Origin of the sequence: Hyalangium versicolor (genome assembly GCF_020103695.1) — a bacterium.
Lineage (GTDB): Bacteria > Myxococcota > Myxococcia > Myxococcales > Myxococcaceae > Hyalangium > Hyalangium versicolor.
Window position 1 is genome coordinate 1 of record NZ_JAHXBF010000010.1, and the last position, 16,261, is coordinate 16,261.

13 protein-coding genes are annotated in these 16,261 nt (G+C 66.2%); 9 read left to right on the top strand and 4 right to left on the bottom strand.

The annotated features are described in order from the left end of the window. Positions 1 to 122: 122 nt before the first annotated feature. On the bottom strand, positions 123 to 365 hold the full coding sequence (locus tag KY501_RS21170; RefSeq protein ID WP_224365042.1) for a biotin/lipoyl-containing protein: 243 nt from the start codon (positions 363 to 365) through the stop codon (positions 123 to 125). A gap of 406 nt (positions 366 to 771) precedes the next feature. Between KY501_RS21170 and KY501_RS21175 the strand changes: the two genes are divergently transcribed. From KY501_RS21175 to KY501_RS21200, 6 genes are all read left to right on the top strand, one after another. Further along, the gene (locus tag KY501_RS21175) at positions 772 to 4,305 is read left to right on the top strand and encodes a serine/threonine-protein kinase (protein ID WP_224365043.1); all 3,534 of its coding nucleotides are present in this window, start codon (positions 772 to 774) and stop codon (positions 4,303 to 4,305) included. Positions 4,306 to 4,396: 91 nt separating this feature from the next. Beyond that, positions 4,397 to 5,191, top strand: a complete 795-nt coding sequence (locus KY501_RS21180) for a hypothetical protein (protein WP_224365044.1) — start codon at positions 4,397 to 4,399, stop codon at positions 5,189 to 5,191. A 43-nt stretch (positions 5,192 to 5,234) separates the two neighbouring features. Continuing rightward, complete coding sequence (locus KY501_RS21185; protein WP_224365045.1) at positions 5,235 to 6,185, top strand: hypothetical protein; 951 nt, start codon at positions 5,235 to 5,237, stop codon at positions 6,183 to 6,185. 17 nt (positions 6,186 to 6,202) lie between these two features. Then, positions 6,203 to 7,456 (top strand): YcaO-like family protein, encoded by a 1,254-nt coding sequence (locus KY501_RS21190; protein ID WP_224365046.1) that lies wholly within the window; start codon positions 6,203 to 6,205, stop codon positions 7,454 to 7,456. Continuing rightward, positions 7,453 to 8,244 carry a TfuA-like protein gene (locus KY501_RS21195; RefSeq protein WP_224365047.1) on the top strand — a complete coding sequence of 264 codons (792 nt, stop codon included), beginning with the start codon at positions 7,453 to 7,455 and terminating at the stop codon, positions 8,242 to 8,244. The genes KY501_RS21190 and KY501_RS21195 overlap by 4 nt, the downstream gene beginning before the upstream one ends. Positions 8,245 to 8,430: 186 nt before the next feature. Then, positions 8,431 to 10,263, top strand: a complete 1,833-nt coding sequence (locus tag KY501_RS21200) for a leucine-rich repeat domain-containing protein (RefSeq protein WP_224365048.1) — start codon at positions 8,431 to 8,433, stop codon at positions 10,261 to 10,263. Between the two features lie 63 nt (positions 10,264 to 10,326). On the opposite strand, the gene KY501_RS21205 is transcribed toward KY501_RS21200, so the two are convergent. After that, positions 10,327 to 11,202, bottom strand: a complete 876-nt coding sequence (locus tag KY501_RS21205) for a LysR family transcriptional regulator (protein ID WP_255636735.1) — start codon at positions 11,200 to 11,202, stop codon at positions 10,327 to 10,329. A 119-nt stretch (positions 11,203 to 11,321) separates the two neighbouring features. Between KY501_RS21205 and KY501_RS21210 the strand changes: the two genes are divergently transcribed. Together KY501_RS21210 and KY501_RS21215 are read left to right on the top strand one after the other, a co-directional pair. After that, a complete protein-coding gene (locus KY501_RS21210) occupies positions 11,322 to 12,062 on the top strand; it encodes an SDR family oxidoreductase (RefSeq protein ID WP_224365050.1) in 741 nt (246 codons plus the stop codon). A 27-nt stretch (positions 12,063 to 12,089) separates the two neighbouring features. Continuing rightward, a complete protein-coding gene (locus tag KY501_RS21215) occupies positions 12,090 to 12,302 on the top strand; it encodes a tautomerase family protein (RefSeq protein ID WP_224365051.1) in 213 nt (70 codons plus the stop codon). Positions 12,303 to 12,381: 79 nt separating this feature from the next. Here the strand turns inward: KY501_RS21215 and KY501_RS21220 are convergent, their stop codons facing one another. Both KY501_RS21220 and KY501_RS21225 read right to left on the bottom strand, forming a co-directional pair. Further along, positions 12,382 to 14,427, bottom strand: a complete 2,046-nt coding sequence (locus tag KY501_RS21220) for an Ig-like domain-containing protein (protein ID WP_224365052.1) — start codon at positions 14,425 to 14,427, stop codon at positions 12,382 to 12,384. Beyond that, entirely contained in the window at positions 14,424 to 16,136 is a 1,713-nt protein-coding gene (locus tag KY501_RS21225; RefSeq protein WP_224365053.1) for an OmpA family protein, read from the bottom strand. The genes KY501_RS21220 and KY501_RS21225 overlap by 4 nt, the downstream gene beginning before the upstream one ends. On the opposite strand from KY501_RS21225, the gene KY501_RS53195 reads away from it, so the two are divergent. Next, positions 16,135 to 16,260 (top strand): hypothetical protein, encoded by a 126-nt coding sequence (locus KY501_RS53195; RefSeq protein ID WP_255636736.1) that lies wholly within the window; start codon positions 16,135 to 16,137, stop codon positions 16,258 to 16,260. The genes KY501_RS21225 and KY501_RS53195 overlap by 2 nt on opposite strands. Position 16,261: the final 1 nt, after the last annotated feature.

Sequence of the window (16,261 nt, forward strand, 5' to 3'; positions counted from 1 at the left end):
CGGGTGATCGCTACCTGGCTGCCTCGGTGCCCCACCTGTCATCGCTCCAATTCTCAACATTCCTCACGCCACCGACCAGGCCTCCCGGCTCACCCTGCAGGCCCCTGATGCAGTAGTGCTACTTAGCTCGCCGTCTCATCCAACCTGCACAGAATGCCGCCCTTCGGGACCACCTCGCCCTCGGCGGCGACGATCTCTGCCACCCGCCCCGCTGTGGGCGCCGGGATCTCAGTGTCGGCTTTGTCGGTGGCCACCTCGACCAGCGGCTGCTCACTCGTCACAAGGTCACCCTCACGCACGAGCCACTTGTCTACAGTCCCCTCGGCGACATCCTCCCCGAGTTGGGGCATCACAACGTCGATCATCGAATCGCTCCTCGCTCAGTGAGCCCTCTCGGGCGAAGGGTAGAACACCCGCCCAACGGAGCATAAGACGGAGAGGGGCTATGGAGGTATTGCCTCCAACCCCTTGGACGAGGCCGCAGCCGCCTTCGCTCCGGGCGCCAAACTCCGGCCTTTTCTGCTCCCCCACGCGTGGGCAGGGCCGAAACCACAAGAGGCGAACCCACCGCCTGAGGCAGTGCTCGGTGCCGCGGCCCCAGCGGTGCACAGCAGCCTCTTCCGTGAACTCGCGATCGCTCTTCCGAATGAGGAAGCCCGCCCGTCCGGAGAGGAATACATCGAGGGCTGAAGCCGCACGCCGAGCCTTGTTGTCGCCGTCGCAGTGCCCTCCCTACTCATAGAGATACGGAGCATTGGCATAGGGGAAGCCATGAACCAAGGGGAGGTCTCTCTGCCGGGGCAGGAACTGGCTGGTCCCCCGCAGATGATGGGCCCTTATCTCATCCAGGGGGTCCTCGGCAGCGGAGGAATGGGAATTGTCTACCTTGGGGTCCACCGGCGAACGGGCGAGCGCGTAGCGCTGAAGACGGTACGCGTCACCCGTGCCACCTCGCTGGCCAGCATCCGGCGAGAGGTCCAGTCGCTCAGTCGCATCCACCATCCTCAAATCGTCCGCATCATTGAATACGGCGTGGCTGGCGGGCTGCCCTGGTACGCCATGGAACTCGTGGAGGGCCGGAGCTTCCATCGGCTCATCGCGCGCTACTACGACCAGCCAGGCCTCTACTTCTCTCTCTCCTCCAGGAGGAGTACCCGAGAGGGGGCCTGGCGCGAGGAGGCGGGCACACCCACCTTGGAGGGAGTGCCAGCGCTGCCAGCACGCCCCCTGTTGGAGTGGGTACTGCAGTTGTGCGCCCCGCTGGCCTACCTGCACGGCTGTGGCCTCGTCCACCGCGACCTCAAGCCCGGCAACATCTTCATCCGCAAGGACGGCTCCATGGTGCTGGGCGACTTCGGCCTGGCTGTGGAGTTCGGCGGAGCCTTCGGGCGCGAGGTCCTCAATGCCGACGGGGCTGGATTGGGCACGCTCATGTACATGGCACCCGAGCAGATCCGCGGGGACCTCGTGGACGCCCGTGCCGACCTCTACTCTCTGGGCTGCATCCTCTACGAGTGTGTCACCGGCTTCGTGCCCTTCTTCGGCAGCTCCGACAAGGTCATCCGCCGCCGGCACCTCCAGGAGCCGCCCACTCCGCCCTCGCGTCTCGTCGAGGAGCCAATTCCGGAGCGGCTGGAGTGGCTCATCCTCAAATTGCTGGCGAAGCGGCCCGAGGCTCGGCTCGGCTATGCCGAGGACGTGGCCCAGGTGCTCACAGAGTTGGGAGTGGAAGTCGGCAGGCCCAGGACGCTCCCCAAGCCCCGGCCTTACCTCTACCGCCCGCCGTTGATGGGGCGAGAAGCCGTCATGGGCAAGCTCCGTGGCCAGTTGGAGGAGATGTTGCTCTGCCAGGGTGGCCGGGTCTTCATTGGCGGGGGCAGTGGAATGGGAAAGACGCGTCTGGCTCTCGAGGTGGCGCGTGAAGCCCTCTATCGCAGCATCACGGTGGTGACCTGCGAGTGCCCCCCCATCGGCCTTGCCTCGCCGCTCCACCCCTTCCGCGCGCTACTGGCCAAGGTGATAGATTGGTGCCGCAACAGCGGCGAGGAGGAGATAACCCGGCTGCTCGGGCCAAAGGCCAAGGTGCTGGTGCCCTACGAGCCGCTCCTGGACGAGCTCCCCGGCCAGCGAGAGCTGCCCCAGCCCCTCCCTCTCTCCAACACCGACGCCGCGCGGGCTCGCATCTTCTCCGCCCTCCAGGACATTCTCTTCGCCTTCGCCCAGGAAGACCCCGTCCTGCTCATCATTGACGACCTCCAATGGGCAGACGAGATGACCCTGGCCTTCCTAGAGCAGCTGAGGCAGGAGGACCTGGTCGAGCGGGGCGTGCTGCTGCTGGCCACCTACCGCATGGAGGAGATGAGCGAGGCCCTGCGCGCGGTGGTCACCTCACCTGGGTCGCTGCAGGTGGAGCTGGGGCGACTGGACGAGGGCAGCATCGAGTCCATGGCGCGCGGCATGCTCGCGCTGCACGCGCTGCCGCAGGACTTCGACAGTCTGGTCCGCCGCTCAGAGGGCAATCCCTTTTTCGTCGCCGAGTACCTGCGAGCGGCCATCTCGGAGGGGCTGCTCCACCGTGACAGCGTCGGCCAGTGGCGGCTGGACGAGCGGGCACGATCAGAGGGCTCTCTCACCAGCCTGGCGCTTCCGGTCTCCATCGCGGAGGTCATCCACCGGCGCCTGCGCGAGCTGGATGCCAGGTCCCAGGTGCTTGTGGAAAGCGCGGCCGTACTCGGGAAAGAGTTCGACGCCGAGCTCCTGCTGGAAACGGCGCCCCTGACCCCCACGGAGGCTCTGGCGTCCCTTGAGACGCTGCGGGTGCGGCAGATTCTCGAGAAGGCTGCGGGTGGCAGGCTGCGCTTCCTTCACGACAAGCTGCGCGAAATCACCGACGCCCGCATCCCCCCCGAACGGAGCTGCCAGCTCCACTTCCGGGCCGCCGAGGCCATCGAGCACCGGTACCAACGGGCGCTCGACTTCCCCCTCTACTTCGCGAGCATGGCCAACCACTGGATGAAGGCCGAGGTCCACGACCGGGCCAGCCGCTACTTCCACATGGCGGGCGAGCGCGCTCGCACGGCCCATGCCACCCGGGAGGCCATTGGCTTCTACCGGGAGGCGCTCGCCGAGGCCCGCGAGCACCAGAGGCAAGAGGGCCACGAGGCGGAGGACTGGCGCTTGCCCCTGCTGCGCACCTACGAGAACCTGGGAGACGTGTTGTCGCTCACCGGGCAGCAGACAGAGGCCCGCGAGGCCTTTGGCGAGGCCCTGGCCCGCGTCTCTTCGAGCGAGCGGATCCACCGGGCCTGTCTCCATCGCAAGGTCGGCAAGACGTGGGAGCCGCACCACCAGCACGACAACGCGCTGCGCGCCTACGACGCGGCCGAGGCCTCCCTAGGACGCGCGCCCGAGGAGACGGGTAGGTCGGACCCGGACGTGTCTGCCTGGTGGACGGAATGGGTGCAACTCCAGTTGGAGCGCCACAGGATCTGCTACTGGATGAACCGCGAGGAGGAGATGGCCCGCCTGGTGGAGAAGATCCGCCCGGTAGTGGAGACTCGCGGGCTGCCCCAGCAGCGCGCCCGTTTCTTCGTGGCGCTCGCCAATAAGGCATTCCGGCAGCAACGCTACGCAATTTCCGCCGAGACAGTGGAGCACGGCCGCCTCGCGGTGGAGGCCAGTGAGGACTCTGGAGACATGGAGACGCAGGTGATGGCCCGTTTCTGCCATGCCCTCACCCTGCTGTTGCACGGGGACCTCGGCGAGGCCGAGCAGGAGAGCCTCGCCGGACTGCGGTTGGTGGAGCAGACCGGGGACCTGACGCAGAAGGCGCGCCTCCTCACCTACTTGGCCGTGGTGTACCGCGAACGCGGGCAGGTCGGCCGCACCCGGGAGTGCTGCGAGGAGAGCCTGAGAGTAGCCACCGCGGCCCGCATGGACGATTACGTGGGCGCGGCCCGGGCCAACCGCGCGTGGGTGGCATGGCGGGAGAAGCGGGTGGATGAGGCCGAGCAGGAGGCTCGGGCGGCCCTGGAGTGCTGGCGCAAGCTCTCGGCCATCTACCCCTATCCGTTCCAATGGCAGGGCTTGTGGGTACTCCTGGCGGTGGCTCTGCGGCGGATGGCCGTCGCGGAGGCAGTGGAGCATGCGCGCGCGCTGTTGGACCCGACGCAGCAAAGGCTTCCGCAACCACTGGCCGCCACGTTGAATGCCGCGCTAGTCGCATGGCACCAGGACCAACAGGAGGCAGCTCGGGAATACCTAGAACACGCCACGGAGGCCGCCCAACGGATGGGTCTGCTTTGAGAAGCGCTGCCCACACTGCTCAGCAATGCTCACATTCAGAGACACCACACTCTGCCCTTAATAGAGCCACACTTTCCCCGTGAGGAGATCCATGGACCTGACACGATATCTGCTCTTCACCAGCCTGGTGAAACACGGTGGAATGCTGCGCTATCTCTTCGCCTCCCAGGTGAGGAAGCGACTGCTGGAACAGTATCAATTGCGCAGACAGGTGAAATCTTCGGCATTGACAGGAAACCCAGACAGGCTGTTCGAACTCTACTACATCAACAAGCTGGACGAGGGAGAGGCCGAAAAAACGTTTGAACGCCTGCGGGATGACCCGAGCTTCGTTGCAAGTCAGCAAGTGATTGATGACGTACGCATCACGGAAGATGAACGCATCCACGACCTGATCATCCCCCCCGCGATCGTAGGGTTGAGTCAGATGCCCTATCTGACTGAGAGCAAGAGCCAACGGGCGTGTAGTCAGGCTGTTGCGGAGGCCCCCTATCTCCTGCACGTCACGTGCACACTGCACGAAAAGGAAAACTTGACGCAGTTCAATAAGTCCATGTCCGTGCTGATCAAAGAGTTCGAACGGGCAGGTTTGTCCCTGGTCGTGGCCGGCCAACGGACGTGCAAGCTGGAGCTTCCGGCGGATCCCAAGCAAAAAGTCAAGCTGAGTGAAATCGCCGAGAAAGAGGAGCAACGCGTTGAGATTATAAACATATGGGAATTCGATAATCCTGACAACATCAAGCGGTTGATGATGCGGCATGCGGAAAGCCAGGCGTACGCCGAGCTTGACGAGATCTGCGATCAGGAACAGCACTTCTGCAGAAACGTGTCGCGCCACTATCAGCGCTATCCACTGCTGGGTGGGAACCCCTTGTCCATCACTTGATGGCTGGCCAGTTGGGACTGAGCAAGCCAGAGGCAACAGGAACATGAGCGACAAGAAACCGAATGGCGAGAAAACCTGGCCAGACAATTCCAAACTGGATCTCCAGCAAGATCTGCAAATCGAACAGGATGACCTGGTCATCTTTGGCGAAGACGGGAAGTTCTACGTGGTCCAGAAAGGGCAATACACGTCGACCGAACTCCCGCAGGCCCTGTTGAGCGCACCGGAGTTCGTCGTTGGACTGGGCGCGATGGTCTCCGACATCACTGTCACTCATCCATGGAGTGAACAGAGCGAGCTGACGGAGAGATGCTCGTGCGTCGTGCTGAATCTGGCTGCCATCCGGCAGGTGAGCGAGAAGGAGGATCCCAGAAAGGCCCTGACGTTCCTCGAGAAGCAGGGCCAGGGGGACAAGAAGAGCACCCACTGCCTTCATTCGGATGGGAAGCAGACCGCGCTCAACGTGAAGCCCGGGCAGAGCGATCTGGTGATCTTCAACGAGGAGAAGAAGTTCTATTGGGTGAAGCGGGAAGAGTACGAGTTGATCGAGCTTCCTGAAGACTTGAGAAGCGCGCCGGAGTTCATGGTCAGGCTGGGCGCGGTGGTTGCGGACATTCCCAGTCTGCCGACAGCGGGCTGTGCGTGCTACCTCCTGAACTTGGCCAGTGTCCGGAAGGGAAGCAGCTACGCTGCCCGGGTTGCCGAGGAGCAGAATCTGGGCGGTCGGCTCAAAAAGCTGGAGAAGCAAGACCCAGACAGTGCGTCCCTCACTCAGGCGAGGCAGGAGGCCGTTCGCGCCAGCAAGGAGGAGGAAGAAAAGGCCGGGTACGAGACAACGGCGTTGCGAGGCAAAATCCAGAAAATGGAGGCCGACGCGTGGCGGAAGAAGTGCGAGGCTGCCCGGGAGCGGAGCAAAGCAAATCGGAGAGGGCCGACTTGGATGCAACGTCTGCGTGCCCGACTGGGAAGACGTTCCAAGCTCCGGAGTCGATAGTGGAAGGCGGACTGACCATGCGTCAGGGGAGGAGCAAGACCTGCCCAGCAGCCCGAAAACGCTACCGGGCGGGGACGCACCGGCTGATCTCTCCTGAGGAGACGCTCCAGCGGGTTCGGCCCCTGATGGGAGTGATGGGCATCACCCGCATCGCCAACATCACCGGCCTGGACCGGCTGGGGATTCCCGTGGTGACGGTCTGCCGGCCCAACTCGCGCTCCTTGGCTGTCTCCCAGGGCAAGGGGTTGGACCTCGCCTCCGCCCGGGTTTCCGGACTCATGGAGGCAGTGGAGACGTACCACGCCGAACACATCACCCTCCCGCTCACGCTCGCCACTTACAACGAGCTGCGCTTCAGCCACCCGCTGGTGGACGTTGCCCGGCTCCCCAGGCTGTCGGTGGGCTCCTTCCACGCCAATCTGCGGCTGCTGTGGATCGAGGGCCGCGACCTGCTCGGCGACAGGCCGGTGTGGCTGCCCTTCGAGCTGGTGCACACCGACTACACCGTGCCACTCCCCTCGGGCAGCGGCTCGTTCTTCATGAGCTCCAACGGACTGGCCTCCGGCAACCATTTGCTGGAGGCCATCAGCCACGGCATCTGCGAAGTGGTGGAACGTGATGCCACCACCCTCTGGCACCTGCGCTCCGCAGAGGAGCGGCAGCGGACCCGGCTCGCGCTGGACACCGTGGACGACCTGGCATGCCGGGAGGTGCTGGAAAAGTACGAGCGCGCCGGCGTGGACGTGGCCGTCTGGGAGACAACGTCGGAGGTCGGGCTGCCCGCCTTCTTCTGCATGAGTGCGGAGCGCTCGCCGGAGCCCTTTCGTCCGCTCTACCCGACGACGGGCGCGGGGTGCCATCCCACCCGCCAGGTGGCTCTGCTCCGGGCCCTCACCGAGGCGGCCCAAGTGCGGGCCACGCTCATCTCCGGCTCGCGCGATGACCTGGGCGTGGACCGGTACTACAAGGCCCTCCAGGACCCGGGCCTTTGGTCCCGCGTGCATGCGCTGATGCAGTCGCACGGGTCCATGCGGTGCTTCGACGAGGTGCCCTCCTTCGAGGCGGACAGCTTCGACGAGGACGTGGCCTGGGTGCTGGCACGGCTGGCTGCGGCGGAATTCGAGCAGGTGGCGGTGGTGGATCTCTCCAAGCGTGCGTTCGGGATTTCTGTGGCGCGGGTGGTCATCCCCGGGATGGAGGCCATCCACGATGCTCCTGGCTATGTACCGGGCACCCGGGCCCGGCGGCTCCTAAAGGAGCGCCTCCCATGATCTACGTCTTCGCGGGGCCGACCCTGTCCGCCGAGGAAGGGAGGGCGGAACTCGACGCGGAGTTCCTCTCACCCGCAGCCCAGGGGGACGTGTACCGGGCCGCCCTCTCGAAACCCGAGGCCATCGGCCTCATCGATGGCTACTTCGAGCGCGTTCCCGCCGTGTGGCACAAGGAACTCCTCTGGGCCATGGCCGAGGGGATCCACGTCTACGGCAGCGCCAGCATGGGGGCCCTGCGCGCGGCGGAGCTGGCCCCCTTTGGCATGCATGGCGTCGGAGCCATCTTCGAGGCCTTCCGGCACGGCGACCTGGAGGACGATGACGAGGTGACGGTAGTGCATGCGCCGGAAGAGGCGGGGTTCCGGACGCTCTCGGAGGCGATGGTCAACATCCGGGCCACGCTGGCGGGGGCTGAGCGGGCCGGGGTGCTCCGCACGGAGGCACGGGTAACCCTGGAGCGGATCGCCAAGGGGCTCTACTACCCAGAGCGGAGTTACCCGACCGTTCTTTCCCAGGCGGCCCGGGAGGGGATCCCGGACGCCGAGTTGGAGCGGCTCCGCGGCTGGCTGCCCCATGGCCACGTCAACCAGAAGCGCGAGGATGCCCTGGCCATGTTGCGCACAATGCGCGAGGAGCTGGCGTCCCATCCCGGACCGAAGCAGGTCACCTATTCGCTCGCACGAACGGACGCCTGGGAGGAGGCATGCCGCCGCGTAGGCGCGATGGAAGCGAGTTCCCAGAAACGCGGGCCACCGATTGGCGAGACAGCGGCTCCTCTGGCGAGGTAACGCCTCGAACTAACAAAGACTCGAGGCATCGCAGGCCCGGACGATCCCGCTCACCGCGATCGAAGTCCCTCGCTTTCCCGGCCTGCTCGCTGTGCTCCGCATCAACAGCATCCCGGAATCAGGTGTACGGAGGGACAAAGCGTTTCGTTGCGCGGCCTCATCGCTTCGCAGTAGTCCCCCGAGTCCATGAGAGCACCTCGACTTCCGGCGATCCACCACCACCTCCAGCTGCGGCTCCTTGGCCTCGAGGGGGCGATTCGCAAGTTCTGGTCGTACGAGCAGCGCGGCGCGAGCCTCGACCTGCATCACGGAGTGGTAGGCACGGCGGGTAAGCGCGAGTCCAAGGCATTCCCTTCGGAAGAGGCCGCAGCCGCCTTCGCCCGGAAGACCGTCGCGGCCAAGGTCGCCAAGGGCTACTACTCCAGCGAACTCGCCTTCGAGACCGTCACCTGGTCGCAGGTGAAGGACGAGGTGAAGGCCGCTGGCAACTCCGAGGCCGAGAGCGATCGCGTCCTGGTGCTCACCGGGGACATCGTCGTGCCCCACAACCTGTGGCTCGACTACCGCTGTGGAATCCTCGCCCTGGCCGACGAGGACGACCCTCCCTTCATCGGGCTCATCGTGCGCGGCAACCTGACCATCGAAGGTTGCCTCCTCAATCATGAGAACGACTACGGGCCGTTCCTTCAAGTCCACGGCAACCTCATCGCTCAGGCCATCGCGACCGGTGGCTCTCAGATACGAGTCAAGGGGAACGTCACGGCCAGGGACATGGTCGGCGTCTACAACCACGGCTGCTTCGCGGCCGGCGGCGAACTCGTGGCCCGCACCATCGCCACCGAGCACACCATCACGGCGGAGGGCCCGCTCGACACGCACCAGTACCTCGGCTGGGGCGCGAAGGTCTTCGCCGTCTCGGGTGGCGTCGAAGACAGGCAGGAGCCCTACGAGGCGAAGGGAGTGTTCGTCCCGGCGGTGGTGGACGGCGATCGTGTCGACCTCCGCAAGGCACGGGAGCTCCTGGCCGCTGGCAAGCCCATCTCCCGGACTGAGTTCACCAGCGTCCGGGGCGCGTTCCGGAAGCTTGTCGCCAAGAAGCTCGAGGAGCCCGACAAGGTCAAGAGCCTCTCGCTGGCAGGGAAGGACCTGACGTCGTTGCCGGAAGAGCTCTTCCTTTTTCGGCGCCTCGAGAAGCTCGACCTCACGCACAACAGGCTCCGGACGTTGCCCGAGGAGCTTGGCCTCCTCACGGAGCTTCGCGAACTCCACCTCCGGGGCAACGGTCTGCAGACGCTCCCCGAGTCCATCGGTGCGCTGACGAAGCTCCGCTTCCTGAACCTCGAGGCCAATTGCATCTGGCGGCTCCCGGAGTCACTTGCCCGGTGCGTCGAGCTGCGGATGGTGAACCTCACCAACAACCCGTACTCCCCCGTTCGGAACTCCTTTGGCGGCTGGCAGAAGGTCGAGCTGATGTGGGACTTCCCCGAGGTGCTCACGCGTCTGCCCAAGCTCGAGACGCTGACCTTTGACGGAACGTTCCTGCGCACGCTGCCGGCGCGACGCTTCGACAGCACCACCCTCCAAAAGGTGACCGTCCGGAATTCACTCGTGATGCAGGTCGACCCGGAGCTCCACGCGCAGCTCAACGTGGCCGTGGAGGACAGCGCCCAGCGCGCCGTCAACTACATCCGTTATTGGTTCGCCACCGACGTGATTCATCTCGAGGACTTCTACGACTTCAAGGCGCGGCGCTACGACTTCGCGGAGGTCATCACCCTGCTGGGGCTGCTCCTGCGCATCAACATTCCCACGGCGGCGCCGTATGACGCGTCGGTGGCGGAGTTCAAGAAGCAGAGCGAGTACCTCGCCAAACATCTCAACTGGGACGGCAAAGGGGGCCATCACGTGCGCGCGTTGTTTGGCGCATTGCGCGATGCGCTGGACACGCTGGGCGAGCCCTACCCCGACAACGCGCTCATCGCCGGCCTGCGGACCGTCTTCGCGGCCCATGCCGCCTGATGGCTCAGAGAAGGTAGAGGAGCTGCGTGATGGGAGACCGGAGCGCGACCAGTCTGCCCCGAGTCACAGCCGCGCACGCTTGAAGATGTCGGAGATCCAGTCGAGGAACACGCGCAACCGCGGCGCACGCTGCCGATCGCGCGGGTAGAGCGCCGTCAGCGGCGTGGGAGAGGGGGGATGGTCCGCGAGGACTTCGACCAGGGTGCCGCTCGCGAGATCCTGCGCGAACCGATACCGCGGCGCCTGCACCAGCCCCAGCCCGAGCCGCGCCAGTTCGGCCATGGTGTCCGAATTGTTCACCCGGACCCGGCTTGGCAAGGCGATGTGGCGCAGCCTCCCGCCCACGCTGAATTCGAGCGGCAGCACATCGCCCGTCCTTGAGGAGACGAACCCCACCATCTGGTGCCCCTCCAGCATGTCAGGAGTCATGGGGACGCCGTGCGCGGCAAGATACGCGGGGCTCGCCACGGTGATCTCCTCGATCGTGCCGAGACGGCGCTGGAGCATCCCGCTGTCCTCCGGCTCGCCCGCCCGGATGACACAATCGACGCCCTCGCGGATCAGGTCGACCAGCCGATCCCCCTGGCCGATCTGCAGCTCGATGAGCGGGTGGCGGGCGAGGAAGTCCGGCAGGTGGGGCAGCACGAAGGTGCGCGTGAGAAGCGGGTGGGCGTCGATGCGCAGCAGGCCGCGGGGCCGCGCGTCGCGCAACAGGCCCTCTGCTTCCTCCACCTCGGCGAGGATGGCGACACAGCGGCGATAGTACTCCTCGCCATCCAGCGTGGGCGCTACGTGCCGCGTCGTCCGCGCGAGCAGGCGCACACCGAGCTGGGCCTCCAGCCCCTTGAGCGCCTCGGTGGCCGTCGAGCGGGGCAGACCCAGGTCGGCCGCCGCCGCGGTGAAGCTCCGTCGCTCGACGACGCGGACGAACAGACGCATGCGATCAAACCGGTCCATTCCGGATTGTTCGCCATATCCGAATGGTCATGGCAAGTCCCGGCCGATGATGCGGCGTCGCCAGGCAGGTATCTCCTGACTCGCACCACAGGAGAGAGTTCATGCAAGAGCAACGGCAGAGGGTCGCGATCGTAACGGGGGCATCCAAGGGTATCGGCGCGGCGGTCTCCCGACGCCTGGCGCGCGAGGGGCTCACCCTGGTCGCCCATTTCGCCCACGGTCGCGAAGAAGCCCATCGGCTGATCGGGGAGATCGAAACGACTGGAGGAAAGGCCGTCGCCGTCCAGGGAGATCTGGCCGACCCGGCCACGGCGTCCGCGCTATTCGATGCGGCCGAGCGGGCATTCGGTGGCGTCGACATCCTCGTCAACACGGCCGGCATCATGGAGCTGGGTCCAATCGTCGAGTTCGAGGACTCCACCTTCGAGCGACAAGTGGCGGTCAACCTGGGCGGTGTGTTCCGCGGCATGCGTGAAGCGGCGCGGCGGCTGCGCGACGGCGGGCGGATCGTGAACTTCTCGTCGAGCGTCGTCGGCCTCTACCAACCCGGCTATGGCGTCTATGCCGCCACCAAGGCCGCGGTCGAGGCGATGACCCATGTCCTGGCCAAGGAGCTTGGCAAGCGCCGAATCACCGTCAACGCGGTGGCCCCGGGGCCGGTCGAGACGCAGCTCTTCCTCAAGGACAAGAGTCCCGAACAGGTGCGCGCGATCATCGCGATGAACCCCTTTGGCCGCCTGGGCCAGCCCGAGGACATCGCGAACGTCGTCGCCTTCCTGGTGGGACCGGATGGCGGCTGGGTGAACGGCCAGATCATCCGCGCCAATGGCGGCGTCATCTGACTGAAGCGGACTTCAAGGAGAACTCCCATGCCCTTTGCCAACATCAAGGTACCGCAGGCCGCGCTGTCCAAGGCGCAGAAGGAAGACATCGTCCATCGCGTGACGGCGATGTTCGTCGACTACTTTGGCGAGGCGGCGCGCCCGCACGCCATGGTGCTGATCGAGGAAGTGCCCGATGGCGGCTATGGCCGCGCCGACGAAGTGTTCATCCTCCCCGAGGCCTACCGCGCCAAGGACTGAGGCTCCCCTCCGCCCGACTGCGCAACTGATCGAGCGTGGTGCCCTGCGCCAGACGGACGCGACGCGCTGGGCGACGCGCTCATCGACGGCGGTGGATAGGAGCCCCCCGGAGTGCCGCCAGCGCCAGCAGCACCAGCCACGAGGCTGGAAGCGGTGCGGCGCTGCACCCTCCTCCCGCCAGGTGGGGCAACCTGACCGTCCACTGCGCCTCGGCCGGCGAGGGATCGGCATTCCCTGCGGAATCCACCGCGCGGACGCGCAGCACATGGGGACCTGGCGCGAGACTGTAGCTGGGCACGCAAGGTGTGAAGAGGCCCTCGTCCAGGCTGCACTCGTAGGCCACTCCCGCCTCGTTGGAGGAGAACTCGAACTCCGCTTCTTCGCCGACAACAAGGGCCGGAGGGCCGCTTGGAATGAAGGTGTCTGGAGCCTCGGTGTCGACAATGAAGGAGGTGGCAAGGGTGCCCGGGCCCGTGTTCCCCACGGCATCCGTGGCGGTGGCCGTGAGCATGTGCTCGCCTTCGGCCAGCGGCGTACCCACCTTGCAGCTCCAAGAGCCGTCCCCTGCGGCTACCGCAGTGCAGACGGGCGTCGCCATGCCGTCGAGGAGGACACGAACGACAGAGCCCGGCTCCGCGGTTCCTCCCACGCTGGGGGTATCGGCTGCCAGCACCTCGCCACCTCCCGGCTTCGTCACGGCCGGTGCTGCGGGCGCAGCCGCATCCACGATGAAGGCGCGCCAGGCCGAGGGCGAGGAGCTGTTGGTCGCCACGTCGATCGCGGTGGCCAGCACGGTGTGAGGACCTGCCACGAGAGGTTGCGAGGGCATGCAGCTCCAACTGCCACTGGCGGAGGTGATGGCAGTACAGAGAATGAAAGTGTCCTCAACCACCGTGATCTGGCTGCTGGGCTCCGCCAGCCCTCCGAACTCAGGCACCGCGTTGACGATAGCGCCCTGGGCGGGAGTGATGAGCGAGGGAGCCGCCGGGGCGATTGTGTCCCGGAGGAAGGCCACCGGGACCGAACTCACCGTGGAACTCAACAAGGTGACTGTGGCCACTGCCGAATGAGGCCCCTCCGCGAGCGCTGGGATGGCGCAGGTCCACTCGCCAGACCCGCTGGCCACCGCCGTACACGCGGGCGTGGCGTCTCCATCGAGATAGACATCCACCGTCGTGCCGGGAGCGGCCTCCCCCGCGAAGGTTTGGGGTCCATTCCCAGCGGGGGCCTGGGAGATGACGGGCTCCTGCTGGCAGATGGAGAGCGCATCCACTCGGTAGACGATGGTCGTATTGCTGTTGTTGTTCGACGTGCAGTCGGTATCCACCATTGCCACGAGCACGGGACCGGAGACCGCCTCGACGTCCCTCTTCAGTCCGACGCTGAAGCCGGCACTCATGGCCAACACGCGCGAGGGCTGCCCTGAAGGAGGGTTGGCGCCCAGAGAGAAGATGACGGGGCCTGCTGCGCTGGTGAAGTTCACCCCCAGGACTCCGGGCAGCCAGCTACTCCCCGCGTAGTAGCTGATGGCGCCCGAGACGTACCGAACCCGATACCGGCCGGGCGTGCTCAGGAGGGCCTGGGTGGCGGTGTTGGGGAGAATGGGAGAGGCGAGGCTACCGACTGTCGTGCACTCCGAGTTGCCCCGGTACGTGAAGAAGGCGCTCACGGGGGCGGTGGGGCAGCCAAAGCCCGCCTCGACGGCACATGCCGCCGAGCAGCCATCCCCGTCCACCGTGTTGCCGTCGTCACAAGCCTCTGACGCGTCCTTGATTCCGTCGCCGCATGCCACGGTACACACCGAGGGAAAACCCGTGCAGCCATAGCCTGGCTCGATGTCGCAATGGACCCCGCATCCGTCACCGGCGGTGCTGTTGCCATCATCGCACTGCTCACCCTCGCCGAGCGCTCCATCCCCGCAACCCGCGTTGCAGTGCGATGGCTGGCCGTAGCAACTGAAGCCAGCCTCGACGCCGCAGTCCGCCCCACACCCATCCCCCGGGACGATGTTGCCGTCATCGCAGGCTTCACCCGGAGACACGACGCCATCCCCGCACACGGGAGCGGCGGTGTTCACAAAGGCGAGCAGGAGCGGGAGCGCCGCGAGGCAGGCCTGAAGCATCATGGGGACCTCACTGCGATGATGAAGTCGACGCGGCGGTTGGTGGCGCGCCCGATGCTGGTGGTGTTGTCGGCAATGGGGCGGCTGGGTCCATAGCCTGCCGTCTGCAGCCGGCCCGCGTCGATGCCATGCTCCACCAGCCACCGCTTCACGCTCTCGGCGCGGCGCAACGAGAGCAGGTTGTTGAAGTCCACGTTACCGCTGTTGTCGGTGTGCCCCTCGATGCGCAGTTGCTGGATCCAGGGGCGCTCTTGAATCGCTCGGACCAGCGCCTGCAGCACCGGGAGGTTCTCCGCCAGCAGTACGTCCGTGCCCGCGGCGAAGACAATGGGCTGGCGCGTGAGCAGCCGGTCTTCCTTCAGCTCCACCAGGTCGAGCGGGCAGCCGTTCATCTTCGGCTCCAGGCTGGGGACTCCGGCAGCGTCGGGGCAGCTGTCTTCTGGATCGAAGATGCCGTCATGATCAGGATCGCTGACGGGGCAACCCAGGCGCCGGGGATCGGGGGTGTCTCCCATGGGCGTGTCCGGGCAGACATCCTTCTCGTCCAGCACGCCGTCCCCGTCCTGATCCAAGATGGCGCGCACCGTCTCCAGGGAGGGGACCAGCGTGATGCGCGGCAGCTCCGCGGGGCCGGGCGCGCGCACCTGTGGGCGCTCTCGGCGGAGGGGCGGAGCCGCAGGCGGCGGGACCCGCTCACTCGCGCGAAGGGCGTCATAGGACATACGGACGAGCAGGCGGAATGTCGGTGTCCCCGGCTGCCGCTGCAGACCGGCCCCCGCGCCCACACCGATGCGAAGCCGTTCCCCGAGGCGGACATGCAGGCCGAGCAGCGCATCAAGGCTCGAGTAGAAAGGCTTGAAGGCATACGCCCGCGGAGTGATCAGCGTGGCGTAGAAGGCCTCGGGGCCCAGCGCGAAGCGCCCCGCCGGGTGGACGTACTGGAGGCTCGCTCCAAGCTGAGCCTCGGAGCCCGCCGTGCTGCCCTCGGGAACGGGCAACTCTCCCAGGTGCGCCTCGGGGCGCAGGAGGAAGCCCCCCGTCACGGACCAGCGCAGCGAGGAGCGGGCGCCGGACAGCACCAGCTTGGACAGCATGCGCGCCTCCAGATCGCTGGTGTGAGCGGCCGTGCCGTCGAAGAACTTGCGCAGCGGCACCCACAGGGTGCCACCGAGGCTGGCGGAGAAGGCGCTCCGGCCAGGCTGGCCATACAGGCGCACCATGAAGCCGATGCGCGGATCGCTCACACCCAGGCCGCTCACGGGGACGACGCCCACAAGCGGCTCCTCCTGGGCGGCGGCCCGCAGGCTCAGGGCCCGCAGGGAGGAGGCGGAGGAGGACGAGGAGGAGGAGCCTCGCTCCAGCAGCGTGAGCGGCACCGAGGCCGACAGCGTCATGCAACCACAGAACGAGCCCGACACCTCGAGGTCACCGAGCAGTTGGTGCTGGATGAGGACCCGAAGCTGTTGGAACTCTCCGTCCTCATCCTCCACCCCCAACACCAGAGGCCGGTAGGCATAGTCGAGGCTGATGCCCGCCGACCATGTGCCCGCCTCGAACCGGGGCGAGTCCACCAGGAAGGAGGACTCACCCACGGGGGTCGGCTGGGTGCGGTGGATCTCGAAGCCCGAGCGCGGGAGGCTCGGGCGCTGTTGGGCCATGGCCGTCAGGGAAAAGGCCCAGACGGCCAGCAACGAGAGGAGGTACCGGGTCATGTCAGCTCCGTGGGGGGCAGTCACCGTCCGCCTCGTCTCGTCAGAGCAACAGGGACTGCGTCAGTTCGGCGGCAGCTTCACGAGCTTGAACTTCTCGTTGTCGGTGCCCGACGTCTGCCACTGAT